The 18,741-nt window shown below is 69.9% G+C and carries 16 protein-coding genes and 1 pseudogene; 9 read left to right on the top strand and 8 right to left on the bottom strand.

Annotated features, from left to right (window positions below):
- Positions 1 to 47 precede the first annotated feature (47 nt).
- The 4 genes from PUR53_RS27775 to PUR53_RS27760 are packed head-to-tail and all read left to right on the top strand — an operon-like array spanning position 48 to position 4,812.
- The gene (locus PUR53_RS27775; RefSeq protein WP_329897923.1) at positions 48 to 1,286 is read left to right on the top strand and encodes an ABC transporter substrate-binding protein; all 1,239 of its coding nucleotides are present in this window, start codon (positions 48 to 50) and stop codon (positions 1,284 to 1,286) included.
- A 16-nt stretch (positions 1,287 to 1,302) separates the two neighbouring features.
- Positions 1,303 to 2,061 carry an ABC transporter ATP-binding protein gene (locus PUR53_RS27770; RefSeq protein ID WP_329897924.1) on the top strand — a complete coding sequence of 253 codons (759 nt, stop codon included), beginning with the start codon at positions 1,303 to 1,305 and terminating at the stop codon, positions 2,059 to 2,061.
- A 10-nt stretch (positions 2,062 to 2,071) separates the two neighbouring features.
- Complete coding sequence (locus PUR53_RS27765; RefSeq protein WP_329910040.1) at positions 2,072 to 3,415, top strand: hypothetical protein; 1,344 nt, start codon at positions 2,072 to 2,074, stop codon at positions 3,413 to 3,415.
- Complete coding sequence (locus tag PUR53_RS27760) at positions 3,412 to 4,812, top strand: acyl-CoA reductase (protein WP_329910039.1); 1,401 nt, start codon at positions 3,412 to 3,414, stop codon at positions 4,810 to 4,812. The genes PUR53_RS27765 and PUR53_RS27760 overlap by 4 nt, the downstream gene beginning before the upstream one ends.
- Positions 4,813 to 5,055: 243 nt before the next feature.
- On the opposite strand, the gene PUR53_RS27755 is transcribed toward PUR53_RS27760, so the two are convergent.
- On the bottom strand, positions 5,056 to 6,105 hold the full coding sequence (locus tag PUR53_RS27755) for a GlxA family transcriptional regulator (protein WP_329910038.1): 1,050 nt from the start codon (positions 6,103 to 6,105) through the stop codon (positions 5,056 to 5,058).
- Between the two features lie 122 nt (positions 6,106 to 6,227).
- Here PUR53_RS27755 and PUR53_RS27750 point away from each other — a divergent pair, with 122 nt between their 5' ends.
- Positions 6,228 to 7,076 carry a dienelactone hydrolase family protein gene (locus PUR53_RS27750; RefSeq protein ID WP_329910037.1) on the top strand — a complete coding sequence of 283 codons (849 nt, stop codon included), beginning with the start codon at positions 6,228 to 6,230 and terminating at the stop codon, positions 7,074 to 7,076.
- Positions 7,077 to 7,113: 37 nt separating this feature from the next.
- Here the strand turns inward: PUR53_RS27750 and PUR53_RS27745 are convergent, their stop codons facing one another.
- Positions 7,114 to 7,827 carry a TetR/AcrR family transcriptional regulator gene (locus PUR53_RS27745; protein ID WP_329910036.1) on the bottom strand — a complete coding sequence of 238 codons (714 nt, stop codon included), beginning with the start codon at positions 7,825 to 7,827 and terminating at the stop codon, positions 7,114 to 7,116.
- 103 nt (positions 7,828 to 7,930) lie between these two features.
- On the opposite strand from PUR53_RS27745, the gene PUR53_RS27740 reads away from it, so the two are divergent.
- Positions 7,931 to 8,461 carry a GNAT family N-acetyltransferase gene (locus PUR53_RS27740; RefSeq protein WP_329897930.1) on the top strand — a complete coding sequence of 177 codons (531 nt, stop codon included), beginning with the start codon at positions 7,931 to 7,933 and terminating at the stop codon, positions 8,459 to 8,461.
- Here PUR53_RS27740 and PUR53_RS27735 read toward each other — a convergent pair.
- Positions 8,454 to 9,887: an eCIS core domain-containing protein gene (locus PUR53_RS27735; RefSeq protein ID WP_329897931.1), complete on the bottom strand. Its 1,434-nt coding sequence runs from the start codon at positions 9,885 to 9,887 to the stop codon at positions 8,454 to 8,456. The genes PUR53_RS27740 and PUR53_RS27735 overlap by 8 nt on opposite strands.
- A gap of 466 nt (positions 9,888 to 10,353) precedes the next feature.
- On the opposite strand from PUR53_RS27735, the gene PUR53_RS27730 reads away from it, so the two are divergent.
- Positions 10,354 to 11,034, top strand: a complete 681-nt coding sequence (locus PUR53_RS27730; RefSeq protein WP_329897932.1) for an adenylate kinase — start codon at positions 10,354 to 10,356, stop codon at positions 11,032 to 11,034.
- 145 nt (positions 11,035 to 11,179) lie between these two features.
- Here the strand turns inward: PUR53_RS27730 and PUR53_RS27725 are convergent.
- A pseudogene (locus tag PUR53_RS27725) lies at positions 11,180 to 11,428 on the bottom strand (transposase); the annotation flags it as partial.
- 96 nt (positions 11,429 to 11,524) lie between these two features.
- Positions 11,525 to 12,937 carry a dihydrolipoyl dehydrogenase gene (gene lpdA, locus PUR53_RS27720; RefSeq protein ID WP_329910035.1) on the bottom strand — a complete coding sequence of 471 codons (1,413 nt, stop codon included), beginning with the start codon at positions 12,935 to 12,937 and terminating at the stop codon, positions 11,525 to 11,527.
- 642 nt (positions 12,938 to 13,579) lie between these two features.
- On the opposite strand from lpdA, the gene PUR53_RS27715 reads away from it, so the two are divergent.
- Together PUR53_RS27715 and PUR53_RS27710 are read left to right on the top strand one after the other, a co-directional pair.
- On the top strand, positions 13,580 to 14,521 hold the full coding sequence (locus tag PUR53_RS27715) for an NADP-dependent oxidoreductase (RefSeq protein ID WP_329910034.1): 942 nt from the start codon (positions 13,580 to 13,582) through the stop codon (positions 14,519 to 14,521).
- A 30-nt stretch (positions 14,522 to 14,551) separates the two neighbouring features.
- Positions 14,552 to 15,004, top strand: coding sequence for an SDR family oxidoreductase (locus PUR53_RS27710; RefSeq protein ID WP_329910033.1), 453 nt, complete (start codon positions 14,552 to 14,554; stop codon positions 15,002 to 15,004).
- A 46-nt stretch (positions 15,005 to 15,050) separates the two neighbouring features.
- Here PUR53_RS27710 and PUR53_RS27705 read toward each other — a convergent pair whose 3' ends face one another.
- From PUR53_RS27705 to PUR53_RS27695, 3 genes are all read right to left on the bottom strand, one after another.
- Positions 15,051 to 15,431 (bottom strand): DUF4982 domain-containing protein, encoded by a 381-nt coding sequence (locus tag PUR53_RS27705; RefSeq protein ID WP_329910032.1) that lies wholly within the window; start codon positions 15,429 to 15,431, stop codon positions 15,051 to 15,053.
- A gap of 18 nt (positions 15,432 to 15,449) precedes the next feature.
- Entirely contained in the window at positions 15,450 to 17,177 is a 1,728-nt protein-coding gene (locus PUR53_RS27700) for a glycoside hydrolase family 2 protein (protein ID WP_329910030.1), read from the bottom strand.
- A gap of 8 nt (positions 17,178 to 17,185) precedes the next feature.
- A partial coding sequence (locus PUR53_RS27695) for a beta-galactosidase (RefSeq protein WP_329910028.1) occupies positions 17,186 to 18,741 on the bottom strand: 1,556 nt, incomplete at its 5' end.

Genomic DNA, 18,741 nt, shown 5'->3' with positions numbered 1-18,741 from the left:
CACCCCATGCTGTTCGCCAACTCGACGAAGAGCCCAGCGGAGGAACCATGAACGACTCACGCCGACGCAGAACCGCCGCAGCGAGCTGTCTCGCGGTGACGGGAGCCCTGCTCGCCGCCGGCTGCGGGGGAGAGGCATCCGGCAGCTCGACGGAGACCTCCTCCCTGAAGGGCGCACCGGTCAAGGTGATGGTCTGGAACCCGGAGGACACCCAGGGCAGCGCCCAGCCCGGCGTCCGGCTCACCGCCCAGGCCTACGAGAAGTGGATCAACGCCAACGGCGGCATCAAGGGCGGCCCGCTGAAGGTCATCACCTGCAACGAGAAGAACGACCCCGACGAGGCCGAGAAGTGCGCCCAGCAGGCGGTCGCCGAGAAGGTGGTCGCGGTGGTGGGCTCCTACAGCCTCGCCGGCGACCGCTACATGCCCATCCTGGAGAAGGCCGGCATCCCCTACATCGGCGGGACCGGCGTCTCGGCGGCGGAGTTCTCCAACCCCCTGTCGTTCCCGGTCAACGGCGGCACCCCCACGGTGTTCGCGGCACACGGACAGCAACTGGTGGAGGAGGGCTGCAAGAAGATCTCCGGCGTCCGCTACGACGTGGCCGCCGCCGAGACCGTCGCACGGTTCCTCGCCCTCGGCGTGACCTCCGCCGGCGCTTCCGCACCCAAGGACCTCAAGGTCCCGGTCACCGCCACGGACCTCGCCCCGCAGGTCGCCGCCGCCACCAAGGGCCGCGACTGCGTGAGCGTCATCCTCGGCACCCACTCGGACCTGTTCGTCAAGGCATACGTACAGTCCGGCACGAAGACCAAGGTCGGCAGCGTCGTCGGCAACCTCACCCCGGAACTCGCCGAGACCACCGGTGGCAGCAGCAGCCCGCTGGAGGGCGCCACCATCACCGGCTACTACCCGCCGACCACCGACGCCGTCTGGAAGGACTTCGTCGCCGCCGCCGAGGGCTCCGACATCGACACCAGCAACGGCGCCAACGGGACGGCCTGGGTGGCCTTCAAGGTCTTCACCGAAGCGGCGAAGAAGCTGCCGACGATCTCGTCCAAGGCCCTGGTGGAGGAACTGAACACCACCTCCGGCATCGACACCGGCGGCCTGACCCCGCCCCTGACCTGGAACGAGGCGACAGCCCTGCCGATCAAGGGCATGAACCGCATCCACAACACGACCGCCACCGAACTCAGCATCCGCGACGGAAAGATCGAGTGGGCCAAGGAGGGCTCCACCTTCGTGGACGTCCGCAAGGTACTGACGGCGATGTCCGCCGGCTGACCGAAGGAGAACGTCCGTGCACGCCACCGGAACACCCCTGATCGAATCCCGCGCCCTGTCCGCCGGATACGGCACCCAGCCCGTCGTACGCGATCTCCACCTGGAGGTCCGTCCCGGCGAGGTGGTCGCCCTGCTCGGCCCCAACGGCGCGGGCAAGACCACGACGCTCCGGGCGCTCTCGGGCGACCTCACCCCGATGGGCGGCGAGGTGCGCTGGCTGGGAGAGCCCAGCCGCGCACCCCTGCACCGCCGTGCCCGCCAGGGCCTCGCGTACGTCGGCGAGCGGGCGGTCTTCACCCGGCTCGACACCGCGGACAACCTGCGGGTCGGCCGGGTGACGACCGAACAGGCCCTGGAACTCTTCCCCGAACTCGAGAAACGACTGAAGACCGGCGCCGGCATGCTGTCCGGCGGCGAGCAGCAGATGCTGTCACTGGCCCGCGCGCTGGGCCGCGCCCCCAAACTGCTCCTCGCTGACGAACTCTCCCTCGGCCTCGCCCCGCTCGTGGTCGACCGCCTCCTGCGCGCGGTGCGCGAGGCGGCCGACCGGGGCCTCGGCGCCCTGCTGGTCGAACAGCACGTGCGCAAGGTGCTCGACATCGCGGACCGCGTCTACGTCCTGCACCGCGGCCGCGTCACGATGACCGGCACCCCGCAGGAACTCCGCGGCGACCTGGACGCCATCGAGTCGTCCTACCTCGCCGACAGAACACCCGCCGACAAGACACTCGCCGACGCGACACTCGCCGAAAAGACACCTGCCACAACTGATTGAGGTGCGTGCTGTGGCCAGCACACGCGAACACATCCGGTCCCTGGTCCTGTCCGGCGACCCCTTCGACCAACTCTCCGAAGAGCTACGGCACCTGCAACTCGAAGCCGCCCGGGAGGCCTTCACCGCCCACCGCGAGCGCATCCCGCTGCTGCGTACCCGGGCGGAGGAGACCGGCGTGCACGAGATCACCGCTCTCGACGACCTCGTGCCCCTGCTCTTCTCGCACACCAGCTACAAGTCCTACCCCGTCTCCCTCATCACCGCCGGCCGCTGGGACCGGCTCCTGCGCTGGTACACGAGCGTGTCGGCGGTCGAGCCGGGCGACGTCGACCTGGACGGCGTACAGGACATCGACGAATGGACCGACCGCATCACGGCCGCGGGCCACCGCCCCTACATCACCAGCGGAACCTCCGGAAAGGTGTCCTTCCTCAACTGCGCCGCGAGCGACCTGTACTTCCTCCACGACATCCTGGAACACCTCACCTGCTGGCCCGACCCGCTCCCGCCGAAGCCCACCCGCCGCGGCTACCTGCTCGCGCCGGCGAGCGGCCCGATGCGCTCCATCGACGGCTTCCGCTGGCACGCCGACGTCTTCGCCCGGCCGGAAGGGACCCAGCTGCTCACCGAGGACCCGATGCGCGTCTCCGAGCTGATGAGCAGCGCGCTGCTGCGCCGCCGGATGGCGGACGGCACCGCGACCCCGCAGGAGATCAGCTCCTTCGAGACCGCGTCCGAGGCCCGGGAGGAGGAACTGGGCGCGGCCGTCGCCCGGATCGTCGACGACATCGCCGCCCACCGCGACGAACCCCTGCTGATCGCCGGCATGAACAACCAGCAGTTCACGCTCATCCAGGCCCTCCGCGCCCGGGGCGTGCCCGACGGCAGCCTGCACCCGGACACCCTCGTGCTCAGCGGCGGCGGCAACAAGGGCCGCGCGCTGCCCGACGACTACCAGGCCCAGTTCGCCGCCTTCTACGACGGCGTGCGGCGCGTCCGCAGCTACGGCATGACGGAACTCCAGGGCTCCTGCCTCGCCTGCGAGAAGGGCAAGTACCACATACCGCCGTGGGTGATCCCCCTCGTCCTGGACGAGCCGGGCGAGAAGCTGCTCAACACGGAACACGGCGTCGTGGAGGGGCGGTTCGCCTTCCTGGACGTCTCCCTGGAAGGACGCTGGGGCGGACTGATCAGCGGCGACCGGGTCTTCGTGGACTTCTCCCCGTGCGACTGCGGCAGAGCGGGTCCCGTCGTCCTCCCGGACATCCGGCGCTACGGCGATCTCGGCGGCGACGACAAGATCACCTGCGCCGCGACACTCGACTCCTATGTGCGGGGGATGATCCACGGATGACGTCCACGACACTCGACGGCACGGCGGCGGACCCGGTGGCCGTCGTCCACGTGATCCGCGGCGAGGTCGACGCGGGCCCGCACACCGCCCACGGCCGCGCGGACACCGCCTTCACGGCACCGGCGCTCGACCTGGACCGCCTCGTGTGGCCCCGCACCGAACCCGGCCCGGCCTTCCAGGTGCCCGTCGCGGAGATCGTCGACCTGCTGGTGGAGACCGGCGAGGCACTCAAGGCGGACCGCGAGGGCCTGCTGGCCGAGGCCCTGGACCGCATGGCCCGGGTCAGCCCCCTCCCCGAGGAGGTCCTGGAACGCGCCTACGCCGCCCTGTGGCGCACCTTCCAACGCCCCGGCCTGCACGCCCAGATCGACCACGAACTCGGCGGCGCGGACGTGCTCGACGGCTGGCGCGAGGTACGGCTGCCCGAGAACCGGATCGCGGCCACCCGCGCCTTCCCGCCGCGCCTGGTGCACATCATCGCCGGCAACGCCCCCGGCGTGGCCGCGATGTCCGTCGTGCGCGGAGCCCTGACCAAGGGCGTCAACCTGCTCAAGCTGCCCTCGAACGACCTGTTCACGGCGACCGCGATCCTGCGCACGATGGCCGCCGTGGCCCCGGGCCACCCGGTGGTCCGCTCCTTCTCGGCGGCGTACTGGCGCGGCGGCGACGAGTCGGTCGAGAGCGTCCTCTTCCGTCCGCAGTTCTTCGACAAACTGGTCGCCTGGGGTGGCGAGTCCACGATCCGTGGGGCGCTGCGGTACGTCGGTCCGGGATTCGAGCTCGTGTCCTTCGACCCGAAGACCTCCATCTCGCTGATCGGCCGCGAGGCCTTCGACTCGCCCGGGTCGCTGGCAGAGGCGGCCGACGCCGGAGCCGCCGACGCCACCTTCTTCAACCAGCAGGCGTGCGTCGCCAGCCGCTTCCAGTTCGTCGAGGGCTCGGAGGAGGACGCCGACCGGTACGCGGCCCTGCTGTGCGAACGCCTCGGTGTCGCCCGGGAGTTCAGCTCGGCCGACGGCCCACGGGTCGCCTCGGAACTCCGCGAGGAGATCGACGTACTGCGCTCCCTGGCACCCGACTACCGGGTGTGGGGCGGATACGACGGCCGGGGACTGGTCATCCGCTCCCCGGAACCGGTCGACTTCCACCCCGACGGAAAGATCGTCAACGTCGTGCCGGTCGCCGCCCTGTCCGATGCCGTCCCCCACGCCGGGGTCGCCACCCAGACGGCCGGCGTCTACCCGGACACCCGCAAGCCGGAACTGCGCGACGCCCTCGCCTGCGCCGGAGTCCAGCGTGTCGTGTCCCTCGGCAGAGCGGGCGGCATGCCGCCGGGCCTCTCCCACGACGGCTTCTACCCGCTCCAGCGGCTCATGCGCTGGGTGAACGACGAGTGAGACCCCGGCGATCCCTCGTTCCCCTGGGGTGAGTTGGCACCGGGAACCGTGCAGGTGAGGCGGCTGTGCGGGCGGCGTGGGCGCAGGAATCGGCGAGACCGTCGACGTCCTTGGCGATGCTCGCTTCGGTGAAAGGGCGCACCAACTCGCGTGTCCCGGCGTCCTGTTCACCGGCGGTCCAGTCCTGCCCCTCGGCGGGCAGGTGCTCCCGCACGCCGGCGAGCGCCCGCTGAAGAGCGCTGTTCACGGAGTTGACGGAGTCCCCGAGGGTGTCCGCGACGTCCTTCGCCGGCCGGCCGAGCACATCCCCCGTTCACGGCGGAAGCCGGCCCGGTAGTCGGTGGGGCGGACTCCGAAGTGTCGGGTGAAGAGCCTGGCGAATGTGCCGTGGTCGCGGTACCCGACTTCCAGATGGATCTGACGAGTGGTCCGGTCCGTGCTCTCCAGCAGGTGTTGGGCTCTGCGCATCCGGGCCCGCTGCAGGTGCACGAGAGGCGACTCGCCTGTCTCCTGCTTGTAGCGTCGTAGCAGGGTCCGCGTACTGACGTGGAAGTGCTCGGCGAGCGCGGGCAGGTTGTATCGATCCTGCAGGTGCTGGTCGAGGAATCGTCGCACCTGGGCGGAGAAGCCGTCGCCCGAGGTGGGCAGGAGCTTGTCGTCGACATAAGGGGCCTGGGACGCGCGCGCGTCATCGATCAGTGCGATCCGAGCCGTCCGGCGTGCCACGGTACGCCCGCAATGACGTTGGATGAGGTTCAGCACGAAGTCGTACATCGCGCTGAAGGCTGCCGTCGTGGTGACGCCGGCGTCACTGACGACCAACTCCCGTGGCACGACGTCGGCATCGGGAAACCTCCGGGCGAGTCGGCCCGCGAACAACCAGGCGGTCGTGGCCCGTCGCCCCGCGAGGAGACCGGCCTCGCCGAGCAGGAACGCACCGACGCAGATCGACACCACGGCGATTCCGCGGTCGGCATGCGCACGGATCGCTTCGATTTCCGGCCGCAGGGCGTCCAGCCCCAGGGCCGGGTCCTTTCCCGGGGCCGGTTCGAAACCCGGCACCACGAGGACGTCGACATCGCGAGGCGGGACCACCCCGAGCGCGACACCACCCGAGGCGATGACACGCCGTCTGGGCGAGACCACGACGGCCTCGAACGGTGTGGGCGAGCCCCCGCCCGCCCGGGTGACGTGGCTGCCCATCGTCAGCAGATCGACGACCCCGAACACCTCCGACGCGAAGCAGCCCGGGTAGGCCAGCACACCTACCCGCAGTGGACCGGACGTCCCCATGAGGCATCTCCTCTCGACACCCGGCGTGGCGGGATAGCCCTGGAGTATGGCGATCCCGCCCCTCGGCCGGAAGTGCCCACCCGGTCAGAATTCCCCTGACATCCCGTCGGGAGGAGCCGGTCATGACCAGATCCGAAGCGAATCACGATGATCCGCTGACCGACTTCCACTGCCACGAGATGGCGTTCAGTGGCGTGAGCAAGGCCGTTTACGTCACCGGAGCCGGTCCTGCGGTGATCGTGATGCCGGAGATGCCGGGCATCAGTCCCGACGTGGCCCGCTTCGCCCGTTGGGTGCGCGACGCCGGCCTCACGGTCTACGTGCCGTCGCTGTTCGGCACGGACGGCGCCTATCCGGCGGCGGGTTCCGGCACGTCGGTGATGAAGCGAGCCTGCGTGAGCGAGGAGTTCCGGGCCTTCGCAGGCGGCGGCACCAGCCCTGTCGTGGACTGGCTCCGTGCCCTGGCGCGGCGGGCGCACGGCGAGTGCGGTGGCCCGGGTGCCGGCGTGGTGGGGATGTGCTTCACCGGAAACTTCGCCCTCACGATGACACTCGAGCCCTCCGTGATCGCTCCGGTCGTCAACCATCCGTCGCTTCCCCTCGACGACCCGGCCGGGCTGGAGCTCTCGCCGGCGGACGCAGTGGCGATCAGGGAGCGCTTCGAGCGTGATGACCTCAGGGCCCTGGGCTATCGGTTCGACAACGACCGCTGGTGCACCGGTCAGCGTTTCGCCGCCTACGCCGCCCTGCTGGGCGATCGCTTCGACGGCCGGGTCGTGAGTGGCGCAGCCGCGAACACCGAGCCACCGCCGTTCTTCAGGGACATCGTCGGTACGCCGCACAGCGTGGTGACCGCCCACCTGGTCGACGAGGAGGGACACCCCACCCTCCGCGCTCGCGACGAGATCATCACGTTCCTGCTGTCGCGCCTGACGGATGACGAAACGGATGACGAAACGGATGACGAATAAGTACGAGGGCGGACGTCCGGCACGGCGCGGATGCGTCCTACGAGCCGGGGCCGCCACCCTGGGCGGTGTCCGGGCCCGTGCGGGCGAGGCGGACCATGGCGCGGTACAGGGCGGTGGGTTCCGGGGCGTCGGGCACCGCGGGGATCGGTGCGCCGGGAACGGCGTAGGAGCGGATCATGTGGCCGACGAGGCGGCGCCAGGCGTCGGCTGCCGCGTCGCCGGTGGCGGCGATGACGCCGGCGTTGGCCATGAGCAGGATGACGAGGTCCTCCGGGACGAAGTCCTCGCGGAGGTGTCCGCTGCTCTTGGCGCGGGCGATGAGTTCGAGGAACCCGTTGTACGCCTCGGTGCGGCGGGCTTCCAGTGCCTTGGCGGCGGGGAAGGTCATGGTCAGGACGTCGGCGAAGCCGCGGTCGGCGGCCTGCATGGCGCAGACGGCGTGGAGGTAGCCGGTGAAGCCGTGCCAGGGGTCGGGATCGGCGAGTGCCTCGGCGGCGGCGTCGGCGTAGGCGTCCATGCGGTCGGCGAAGACCGCGTCGACGAGTTCCTCCCGGGTGGCGAAGCGCCGGCCGAGCGTGGCTTTGCCGACACCCGCCTCGCGGGCGACGGAGGCCATGGAGACGCCGAGCCCTTCGGTGGCGAAGAGACGACGGGCGGCGGCCAGGATGCGGCAGCGGTTGCGCTCGGCGTCGACGCGCAGCTTCGCCTCTGGTTGCTGGTCCGAGGCCCGGCCGGAAAATGCGGAGGTCATGCCCCCACTCTACTAAGTGGGACGAGTGGGCCGTTTCTGCTGGTGCGCTCGGCGTCAGATGGAACCGGGAGCTCGATCACGGGTGCGCGATAGGTTGCCCGCCATGGATGAACTCGGGTCCGTCATCTGGCCGCCTGCCCCGATCGAGACCGAGCGGCTTGTGCTCCGTGGGTCCGAGGCTCGGGACCGTGCGGTGTTCGTCGACATGCTGGCGTCACCGGAGGTGCACACGTATCTCGGTGGCCCCCGCCCGCGAGACGAGCTCGAGCGCGAGTTGCCCAAAGTGCCCGAGCGGTGGCCCGGGAGCTTCGTCGTTGAACTCGACCGGGCCATGATCGGCCACATCCTGCTCCGGCGAACACCGGAGCACCATCGCCCGGCTGCCGCGGGGAAGGTCGATCTCGGCTATCTGTTCCTGCCGCGAGCGTGGGGATTCGGGTACGCCGCCGAAGCGTGCGCGGCGGCGCTCGACTGGTTGGACGGCGTCCTGCCCGGCGAGCCGGTCGTGCTCACCACCCAGACCGCCAACGCCGGCTCGATGCGCCTGGCGGCCAAGCTGGGGTTCACCGAGGTGGAGCGGTTCCGTGCCTGGGATGCCGAGCAGTGGCTCGGCCGACGGTCCCCGGTCACATGAGCTTGCGGCGGCCTGTCTCCTTCTTGAGGCCGCCCACGTTGATCGGCTGGAGGATCACGGTGATCGCGCCCACCGTGAAGTGTTGCACCGGACCGCCGGTGTTGCGCCCGTGGAAGCTGTGCGGCAGTGCCTGCCCGTTGGTCGGATCCGTGCCCGACGTATACATGTCGACAATGCCCTCGTAGCCTTGGCGGGCCTTCGCGTCGTTGCCGTCCGCGGCCTGCTCCACGGTGATGCGGTCGTCGCCGTCCACGGCGACCACGGCCGCCACGTGGTAGGGCCACCCGCTGGTGTTGGCGGGCCGGTCGTAGTCCCCGTGCCACGCGGTCTCCACGATGGCGAACGCCTGGCCGGGGCCCGGCCGTTCCTCGCCGTTCGCGTGGGGGCCACCGGGCCTGGCATGCGCGTAGGCCGTCGCGCCCTCCGCGTTCTCCTTGTCGCCCAAGCCGAACTGGCTGCCTCCCAGGGCGAATTCGCTGGCGTCCTGCCCCAGGGCCAGCCGCTGCTGGTGCATGATCTCCTCGGCCGTGTGGGCACAGTCCGCGAGGAAGGACGTCTCCGGTTCGTACTGCGCGTACGTGCGCCCCATGATCTCCCCGCTCTCCCCGGTCGGCCTGCAGTACCGGGGCGCTGGGGCACCCTCCGCGACCCAGAAGACGGTGGTGTCGGCCCCCGGAGTGACGTTCATGAGGTAGAGGCCGTTCTGCGAGACGCGGGCAGGCCCCAGCTCCGAGGTCGTGACCTCGGAGAAGCGCTGCACGACCGTCGCGTCGGTACCGTGCGACGCGCCCCTGGTCGTCGCGTCGGCCTCCCGCTGCACGGGGGCACCGCCCGAGCCCTGGGCGTTCTGCTCAGGCGTCCGCCGCATCACCCGGACGGCGTTGGCCTCGGCCTCGCGCTCGAAGCGGTCGCCGGGGTCGGAGACACTCAGCCCGGCCCCGTTGTCCGTACCGGCCACCGGGCCCTGGCGCTGTTGGATCACATGCGTCAGCTCATGGGCGAGGGTGTGCTTGTCACCGCCGCCGTCGCCGATGACGATATGACTGCCGGAGGTGTAGGCACGGGCACCCACCTCGGCCGCGGAGGCGCGGGCCGCGGAGCCGGTGTGCAGGCGGACGTCGGAGAAGTCGGCGTCGAGGCGGGATTCCATTTCCTGGCGCAGCGGTCCATCCAGCGGATCGCCCGGCGCCCGCAGCACGTCGTGCACGGCGGAGCGCTGCACCGGCTCCGCCGTGGGCTGCTGGTGACCGCAGTCCGCGCTGTGCTGGTGCCGACCTTGCTGGAGCATACGGGCGACGGCGGCGTTGCCGGCGGTGCGCTGCAGGTCGAGAAGCGCGTCGGGCACCCGACCTCCCGGCCGCGCTGCCGCGCTCCTGGCAGGGCGCTGCGGCTGCTTGTCGTTCTTCATCGGCTCTCGCGCGTGCATGGACTTCCGCTCGTAGGCTGGCAGTTGGGCTGACCTTCCCTACATACCCGGTGCGGCGGACGCGGGTGAGGGGCGCACGGGCACGATGCGGTGCCCCTATGGGCAGCGCATCCGTCCTGAGGGGCGGGTATGGGCGATTGCCGCCCCGGCGGGGGAACGGAGCCCGGATCCGAACGCGATGCCCTGCCACGAAGCTGCGATGCGGGCGCAGAGCCCTCAGTACGTATTTCTGAACCCTGATCGGCCACCGGAACGGTGCTCATCGTTTCGGCCTGGACCCGGCTCTGTCACGAACGATCAGGGAACGAGACTGGAGGAGCATCAACCTCAACGCGGCGATGTCCCATGGTGTGGTTATCCCCACCGCCAGGGGGTGGCCTACCGGATGGGCATGACATCGGTGCGCGGCGATCGTGTGTCACAGAGACGGCTTGATGGCCACGCATGACGAAGGGACACCTCATCGATGCGCATCCTCCTGATCGGGCCGCCCGGAGCTGGCAAGGGCACGCAGGCAGTGCGCCTTGCCGCGCATCTGTCGATCCAGCACATCTCCACCGGTGACCTGTTCCGAGAGCACATCGACCAGGGCACCGAGCTCGGGCAGAACGCCCACGCGTACATACGCGCCGGCCTTCTGGCACCGGACGAGGTCACCATCGAAGTGATCAAAGAACGCCTTGCGCGCCCGGACACCGATCGCGGATTCCTGCTGGACGGCTTCCCCCGCAATCTTGCCCAGGCGGAGGCACTGGACGGCATCCTGGCTGACTCGAAGTCGAGGCTGGATGCCGTGCTAGACCTGGAGATTCCCGAGGCCCAGGTGGTCAGGCGGATCGCTGGACGACGGCTGTGCCGTCAGGACCGCGAACACATCTTCCACGTCCACTACAGCCCGCCTGAAGTGGACGGAGCCTGCGACGTCTGCGGGGGTGAGCTGTACCAGCGAGATGACGACCGCGAGACAACCGTTCGTAAGCGACTGGAGGTCTATCGCAGCGAGACGGCGCCGGTCGTCGACCACTACCAAGCTCAGGGCCTGGTAACCACGATCTCGGCCCTCGGCCAGGTCCAGGAGGTCCTGGACCGCGCGCTGGTCGCGATCGGCCACGGTCACGTCGATGCCTCCGGCGCGTCAAGCTGCTGACCCCTCCGCTGGGAAGGTGCGGGGCTGCCGCCCCTGACTACCGCCGCCGAGGACTGTAAGCTCCGCCCGCCCGCTGGCTCTCTTCGACACCTCGACTTTCGGACCACGCGGCTGACCGGACCCTTGCGATGCAGCCCGGTCAGCCGTCGGCTGGCGCCGATTTTCTCGGCCAGCTGGGGGTGACACCTTTCCGTGCGAGGCGCCTGGTCATGAGGGTGACGGCTGCCCAGCTGATCAGGGTTTCGAAGTGCTGGATGAGCCGTTCGTAGTCCCTCGCGTGGCGGCGGGCGTGCATCATCCACGCAAGACTGCGTTCGACGACCCAACGGCGGGGCAGCACGACGAAGCCGGAGGCGTCCTTGGGACGGCTGACCGGCTTGATGGTGAGATTGAGGCCGCAAGGGCGACCTCACGGACGACGACTACCGGCACGCACGTGTCACGACAGCTGTGAACCCGTGGACATCCTCCCCGTCCAGCCGGAACCGCACTACATGTTGATCATGTGGCCGGCGAGGCCGTGGACGGCTTCCTTGACCGCTTCGCCGAGGGTCGGGTGGGCGTGGACGTTGCGGGCGACCTCGTGGACCGTGAGGTCCCACTGCTGGGCCAGCGTCAGCTCGGGGAGGAGTTCGGTGACGTCCGGGCCGATGAGATGACCGCCGAGGAGTTCGCCGTACTTGGCGTCGCTGATCAGCTTCACGAAGCCGCTCGCGTCGCCCAGGCCGTGGGCCTTGGCGTTCGCGGTGAACGGGAACTTGACGACCTGGACGTCGAAGCCCTTCTCCCTCGCCTGCGCCTCGGTGTAGCCGAAGCTGGCGATCTGCGGCTGGCAGAAGGTGGACCGCGGGATCATCACATAGTCCAGCTCCATGGTCTCCGCGTCCGCGATCGTCTCGGCGGCGACCATGCCCATCGCCTCGGCGGCGTGCGCGAGCATCAGCTTCGCGGTGACGTCGCCGATGGCGTAGATGTGCGGGACGGAGGTGCGGCAGCGGCCGTCGACGTCGATCGCGCCGCGCTCGGTGACCCTCACGCCGGTGTTCTCCAGGCCGTAGCCGGTGACGTTGGGCGCGAAGCCGATCGCCTGCAGGACCTTGTCGGCCTCCAGGACCTGCTGTGCGCCGTCCTTGCCGGTGACGGTGACCCGGACCTGCGGACCGGACTCGTCGATGGACTCGACACGGGTCGAGGTGAGGACGTCGATGCCCAACTTGCGGTACTGCTTGGCCAGTTCGGCGGAGACCTCGGCGTCCTCCAGCGGGGCGATCCGGTCCAGGAACTCGACGACGGTGACCTTCACCCCGTAGTTGTGCAGGATGTAGGCGAACTCGACGCCGATGGCCCCGGCGCCCGCGATGACGATCGACTCCGGCAGGTCCTCGGCGAGGATCTGCTCCTCGTACGTCACCACGCGCGAGGTACGGCGGGTGCCGGGCAGCAGCCTGGGGGTCGCCCCGGCGGCGATGATGCAGTGCTCGAAGCCGATGGTGCGGGTGTCGCCGTCGTAGTCGGCCACCTGGAGCGTGTGCGGGTCGAGGAAGGTGCCGCGACCGCTGATTTCCGTGATCTTGTTCTTCTTCATCAGGTAGTGGACGCCCTTGACCCGGCCGTCCGCGACCTTCCGGCTGCGGCGGAAGGCCTCCCCGTAGTCGAAGGAAACCTCGCCCTCGGCCTTGATGCCGAAGGTCTTCGCCTCGCGCGTGAAGATGTGCGCGAGCTCGGCGTTGCGCAGCAGCGCCTTGGTGGGGATACAGCCCACGTTCAGGCAGACGCCACCCCAGTACTTCTCCTCGACGACCGCGACACGCTTGCCCAGTTGGGCGGCCCGGATGGCGGCGACGTATCCGCCGGGGCCCGCGCCGAGTACGACGACGTCGAAGTGCTCACCCTGCTCGTCCATGGACGGCTTCCTTTCCCCTGGGGCGGCCGGCCCGCGAGGGCGCATCCGCTCCGATCGAACGATCTGTTCATCAACCCACCAGCGGCGGCCTTCACCACCGCCCGGCCACGAGGAACCGGTGGAGGCGACCGTATGGTCCACCATCTCAGCGGCTTCCCGGACGTCACCTTCAGCGCCACGCAGCGGTGATCTATGCCCGCCCAGTCATCATCGACGGCGGGCCGGCACCCCGTCGACTTCGTGTACTCCGGCCTCGGCGGCACCGAGCACGCGGGGAACCGCGCGAGGCGCACCCGCCGTCCGAAGCTCACCCAGGACGGTGCCGAACACGCAGGGCGGCCTTGGCGCGTGTCTACCGCGCCCGCAAGCAGCCCCTCCCGGGGTGGGCCGCCCGCCCGATCGCTGACGGGGGAGTGTCATGAGGGCCCGGGGCCGGTCAGCGCCCCGACCGAACAGGCGGCACCCCGCCGCCCCGTCCCTGAACAGGCTCCTGGACGTGCTGCGGATCCACCACCCGCCGCCGGCAGCCCTGCCTGGCCCTGCTGGACCCAGGTGACAGCGGACCTTCCTCGCGGCTCGTCGGTGGACGAACGTCGGATCCGCGCCATCCACACGGAACGCGCGGAGAGGAAGACAGGACAGATGCGTGCAGCAGTAGTCAGGGAGGCCGGCGGCCCCGAGGCGATCGAGATCGTGAACGTGGCGACACCCGAACCGGGGCCGGGAGAGGTACTGGTCAAGGTGGCCGGAGCCTCGGTCAACTTCGCCGACGTCATGGTGCGCATGGGCCTCAACGTTCAGTACGGCGCCACTGCGGCGCGCCCGCAGTTCGGCCTCGGCACGGATGTGGCCGGCACGGTCGCCGCGCTGGGCGAGGGTGTCACCAGGTTCGCCGTCGGGGACGCCGTCCTCGGTACCCAGGAGCGACTGGACCGGCCGTTGGGCACTCAGGCCGAGTACGTCGTACTCGAAGAGTGGGAACTCGCCCCCGCGCCGAGTGGAACGGACCTGGTGCACCTGGCCACCGTCGGGCTGAACGCGACCACCGCCGACCAGGCGCTGGACGCGCTGGCCCTGGAGCCGGGTCAGTGGCTGCTGGTGTCTGGCGCTGCCGGCGGGGTGGGGCTCTTCACGGTCGAACTCGCGCGGCTGCGGGGGCTGAACGTGATCGCCCAGGCCGGACCGGCCGACGAGAAGCTCGTCCTGGAGGCCGGCGCGCAGCTCTTCGTCTCGCGCGACGACGACCTGGTCCCCACGGTGCGCCGGCTGGTGCCCGGCGGTGTGGACGGCGCGGTGGACGCGGCCAACCTGGCCGCCGGGGCGGCGGACGCGGTGCGGCACGGCGGTGCGTTCGTGTCGCTGCTCAACTCCGCGCCCATGGCGCGCCGCGAAGTGCGGATGATCAATATGGCGTGGCACACCGACGCCGAGCGCCTGGCCAAGCTGGCGGCCTATGCGGGCACCGGTCTGATCAGCCTGCGGGTGGCGAAGACCTATCCCCTGGAGCAGATCGCCGATGCCCACCACGCCCTCGCCGCGGGCGGGCTCCGAGGCCGGATCGTACTGGTCCCCGACCATGCGTGACAGGAGCCTGGTCGCGAGGTAGCTCCACAGGTGAAGCTCCCGCCACCGGTATCCGGTGGCGGGAGCTTCGGCCTTCTGTCCGCCTCCCGACGAGACTGCCCTGGCTGTCGTAGCGACGCCTCCTCACCCACACCCGTACGGCAGTGCAGGAAACGGACCACGGAGCCTCGTGCACCTGAACCTCACCTCGAAGACGGCGGTCGTCACCGGCGCCGGCCGAGGCATCGGACCGGCCACCGTACCGATGACGCCCAGGGGGCCCGCTCCCTCGACCTCGACCTGCCCAGCACCGTCCGCGTCACCCGGGCCGCACTCGGGAAGTCCCTGGTCCAGCAGCTGCCGCAAGCCCTCGACATCACCAGCAAACGCGTCAGCGAGCCCGACGAAGTCGCGGCCCTGATCGCGTTCCTCCTCTCCGACGCCGTCGGCAACATCCTCGGCGCCGAATACGTCATCGACGGAGGCATGCTCAAGACCCTCTGACGTCCCGCCAAGAAGGCGTATCGCCGCACCGAACGTGCACACGTTCTCAGCCGAGTGTCCAGTTGACGCTGTCGGTGTGCGTGGAGCCGTTGATGGTCGCGGTCACCGTCACGGTGTTCTGGCCCGGTCTGAGGGTGACGTCGGTCCACCGGAAGATGCGGTCGCCGCTGCTCAGCGTGGACAGGGTGACGCCGTTGAGGGTGGCGGTGACCCTGTCCGCGTTGGAGTAGACCTTCAGTTCGGTCGTGGCATCGGTCCGCTGGGTCCAGCGGCGGCTGGTGATGTAGAGCGTGGGAGTGCTCGCCCAGTTGGCCTTGTACCAGTGGAAGGCGTCCTTGCGGATCTGGCGGTCGCGGGTGACCAGTCCCTTGTCGTTGATCCCGGGCCGGTCCCCTTCGTTGCGGCCGTCGGAGGCGAAGTCGAACATGGCCCAGACGAACGTGCCTCAGATGTACGGGCGGCTCGCGAGCTGCTTCCACGCCGCCTCGTGGAACAGCGACTGGTACTCCTCGGGGTGCCAGGATCCGCCCGGAGCCGGCTTGGGCGGGTTGAGGGCGTGCTGGGTGGTGCTGGCGCCGACGCCGTACTCCGACATGGCGATCCTGCGGGAGGGGGAGCTGGCGTGCAGGTTGTCGGCCCACGCGCCGAGGTCGCCGTCCTTGGAGCCGTAGTACCAGCCGTAGTACTTGTTGAAGCCCGTGGTCTCCGTGTGCAGTCCCGCCTGAGCGGTGTCGGGGTCCTCGCCACGCACCGCGTAGGTGGAGAGGCGGTCCGGGTCCTCGGACTCGATGATGCCGGCCAGTGACGCGAGCAGCTTGTTCGTGGCGGTGCCGTTGTAGTCGAGCAGTTCGTTGCCGATGCCCCAGAAGGCGATCGACGGGTGGTTGTAGTTCTGCCGGATCAGTTCCCGCAGTTGGTTCTGGGTGCTGGCGGTGAAGGCGGCCGAGTCGGTGACGATGTCGACCAGCGGGATCTCCGCCCACACGAGCAGCCCGCGTTCGTCGGCGAGGTTGTAGTCCTTCTGGTCGTGCTGGTAGTGCGCCATCCGGACGGCGTTGGCGCCGAGTTCCCGCAGGAGGTCGAAGTCCTGGGTGTGGTCGGCGTCGGAGATGGCCCAGCCCTTGACGGCCCGGTCCTGGTGCAGGTTGACACCGTGCAGGTGGAGATGGCTGCCGTTGAGGTGGAAGCCGGTGTCGGCGTCGACGGCGAGGGAGCGAAGACCCAGGCGCTCGGTCACCACATCGGTGATCCTGTCCCCGCCCCCGGTGACGTCATGGATCTCGACACTGGCGTTGTGGAGGTAGGGGTCCGCCAGGCCGTTCCACAGGCGTGGGTTGTCGATGCGGACGGTCTGCCCGATCTCCGCGCCGGTGGCCGCGGGGACGGTCCGCGCGGTACTGCTGGTCTCCGCGACGATGGTCCCGCTCCGGTCGGCGATGACGGTGCGGACGACCACCGATCTGGTGGTGCTGCTGTCGTTCCACAGCTTCGTGGTCACGGTGACCGTGGCCGACGCCGCGGTCACGTCGCTCTGCCGCAGGTAGATGCCGGGGCCCGCGTAGTCCGTCATCCGTACATGGAGCTCGTCGACGGCCCACAGGCTCACGTTGCGGTAGATGCCGCCCTGGAAGGTGTAGTCCGCGCTCACCGGCGCGATGTTGGTGTCGCGGGTGTTGGTCACCTTGACCGCGATGACGTTGTCCTGCCCCGGGACGAGCACGGCGGTGGCGTCGAACCTGAAGCGGGAGTACCCGCCCTTGTGCTGCCCGAGGTACGTGCCGTTGACCCAGACGTCGGCGACCTGGTTGACCCCGGCGAACTGCAGGTACAGCCTCTTGCCGGCCATGGTGGACGGCACGGTGTAGTGGCGGCGGTACCAGCCCACTCCGCGGTGGTAGTTGTTGCCGCCGTCGGCTCCGTCGGTGGCGTTCCAGGTGTGGGGCGTGGTGACGGACGTCCATCCGGAGTCGTCGAATCCGGAGGCCTGCGCACCTGTGACGTCTGCTCTGATGAATCGCCATCCGTCGTTGAGGTGGATCCACACCCGCGGATCGGGTGCCGTGTACGTCACGGCGGCGGACGCGGAACCGGCATACGGAATTCCGGCCAGCGAGGCCAGCGCTCCCGCGGCCGCCCCGCTCAGTACCCGTCGGCGACTGGGCAAACCTGTCATGTCAGAACTCACTTCCGTGGAGTCGAAGCAGGAAATTCCTCGCGGACGACGGCGACGCCTCCCTCGGGGACGGTGACCGAGCCGTTGACCGGTTTTCCGGTGAGGAGTTCGACCCCGTCGGCCGGGACCTCGGCGCCCCGGCCGGAGTGGTCGATCAGGAAGAGGTAGTCGGCGTCCGTGCCCCGCCGCCGCACCACCTCGACGCCGGCCGGAACCTCGCGCTCCGGGCCCACTCCGGCGTCCTGGCACACGCGCTGCAGGACGGTGGCCAGGGTGGTGGGGTCCGGGTGGGTGGCGAGGTACCAGGCGGTGCCGCTGCCGTACGAGTGGCGGGTGATGGCCGGGACGCCCGCCAGGGGGCCGTCCGCGTAGGTGGCGATGGCCTCCGCCCCGGTGAGCCGGAGGCGTTCGGTCCACAGGTCGGCGGTCGCGTCCTGCGGGACCTGGCCGGCCAGGCCGACCGACCGGCCGGGCAACAGGGGGAACAGTTCGTCGCTGTACACCCCGAGGATTTCTCGGAAGGCGCCCGGGTAACCGCCCAGCCGTACGTGGCAGTTCTCGTCCACCGCGCCGCTGTGGAAGCCGACGGCCAGGGTGCCGCCGCGCTCGGTGAACCCCGCCAGGTTGGCCGCTCCCGCGTCGTCGACCAAATACAGGCTGGGCGCGAGTACGAGCCGGTAGCGGTCGAGGTCGGGGGTGTCGGGACGTACGAAGTCGACGGCCACGCCGGCTCTCCACAGCGCGGCGTACCAGTGCCTCACCAGGTCCTGGAAGCGGAGTTCACCATGGGGTTGGCAGGGTTGTTCCATGGCCCAGCGGGCGTTCCAGTCCCAGACGATGGCGACCTCGGCGACGCCCGTGCTGCCCCTGACCTCCGCCAACGACCGCAGGTCCGCGCCCAGTTGGACCACGTCGCGCCAGATCTGGCTGTCGGTGCCGGCGTGCGGCAGCATCGCCGAGTGCCACTGCTCGGCGCCCGCCTTGGCGGCCCGCCACTGGAAGTAGGCGATGCCGTCGGCGCCGTGGGCGACGTGCGCGAGGGCGTTGCGGCGCATCTCGCCGGGCGTCTTGGCCCGGTTGACGGGCTGCCAGTTGATGGCTCCGGTGGAGTGTTCCATCAGCAACCAGGGCCGCCCGCCGGCCAGGGAGCGCGTCAGGTCGCCGCAGAGGGCGATGTCGATCTCCGACTCCGGGTCGGTGGCGAGCAGGTAGTGGTCGTTGGAGACGATGTCCAGCTCGGGGGCCCAGCGCCAGTAGTCCAGGGCGTCGAAGTTGTGCATCACCATGAAGTTGGTGGTGGCGGGCGTGTCCGGGGCGGCGCGGCGGAGTACGTCGCGCTCGGCGGTGAACAGTGACAGCAGTTCGTCCGAGCAGAAGCGGCGCCAGTCCAGCTGGTGGGTGGGATTGGGGTCGGCGCCGGTGACGCGGGGCGGGATGATCTCCTCCCAGTCGTAGTACCACTGGCTCCAGAAGGTGGTGCCCCAGGCGTGGTTGAGCGCGTTGAGGTCGTTGCCGTACTTCGCCTTCAGCCAGGTGCGGAAGGCGGCCGCGCTGGTGTCGCAGT

It is taken from the genome of Streptomyces sp. SP18BB07 (assembly GCF_036322545.1).
Taxonomy (GTDB): domain Bacteria; phylum Actinomycetota; class Actinomycetes; order Streptomycetales; family Streptomycetaceae; genus Streptomyces; species Streptomyces deccanensis.
The sequence above is the reverse complement of the archived record's forward strand: the minus strand, read 5'-3'. Positions and strand labels throughout refer to the sequence as shown.

Bases quoted from the DNA above. Each gene is read 5' to 3' on its own strand.
- PUR53_RS27775 (WP_329897923.1), top strand. From the start codon at position 48: ATGAACGACTCACGCCGACGCAGAACCGCCGCAGCGAGCTGTCTCGCG.
- PUR53_RS27760 (WP_329910039.1), top strand. From the start codon at position 3,412: ATGACGTCCACGACACTCGACGGCACGGCGGCGGACCCGGTGGCCGTC.
- PUR53_RS27755 (WP_329910038.1), bottom strand. From the start codon at position 6,105: ATGGGGACGTCCGGTCCACTGCGGGTAGGTGTGCTGGCCTACCCGGGC.
- PUR53_RS27750 (WP_329910037.1), top strand. From the start codon at position 6,228: ATGACCAGATCCGAAGCGAATCACGATGATCCGCTGACCGACTTCCAC.
- PUR53_RS27745 (WP_329910036.1), bottom strand. From the start codon at position 7,827: ATGACCTCCGCATTTTCCGGCCGGGCCTCGGACCAGCAACCAGAGGCG.
- PUR53_RS27740 (WP_329897930.1), top strand. From the start codon at position 7,931: ATGGATGAACTCGGGTCCGTCATCTGGCCGCCTGCCCCGATCGAGACC.
- PUR53_RS27735 (WP_329897931.1), bottom strand. From the start codon at position 9,887: ATGCACGCGCGAGAGCCGATGAAGAACGACAAGCAGCCGCAGCGCCCT.
- PUR53_RS27730 (WP_329897932.1), top strand. From the start codon at position 10,354: ATGCGCATCCTCCTGATCGGGCCGCCCGGAGCTGGCAAGGGCACGCAG.
- lpdA (WP_329910035.1), bottom strand. From the start codon at position 12,937: ATGGACGAGCAGGGTGAGCACTTCGACGTCGTCGTACTCGGCGCGGGC.
- PUR53_RS27715 (WP_329910034.1), top strand. From the start codon at position 13,580: ATGCGTGCAGCAGTAGTCAGGGAGGCCGGCGGCCCCGAGGCGATCGAG.
- PUR53_RS27705 (WP_329910032.1), bottom strand. From the start codon at position 15,431: ATGTTCGACTTCGCCTCCGACGGCCGCAACGAAGGGGACCGGCCCGGG.
- PUR53_RS27700 (WP_329910030.1), bottom strand. From the start codon at position 17,177: ATGACAGGTTTGCCCAGTCGCCGACGGGTACTGAGCGGGGCGGCCGCG.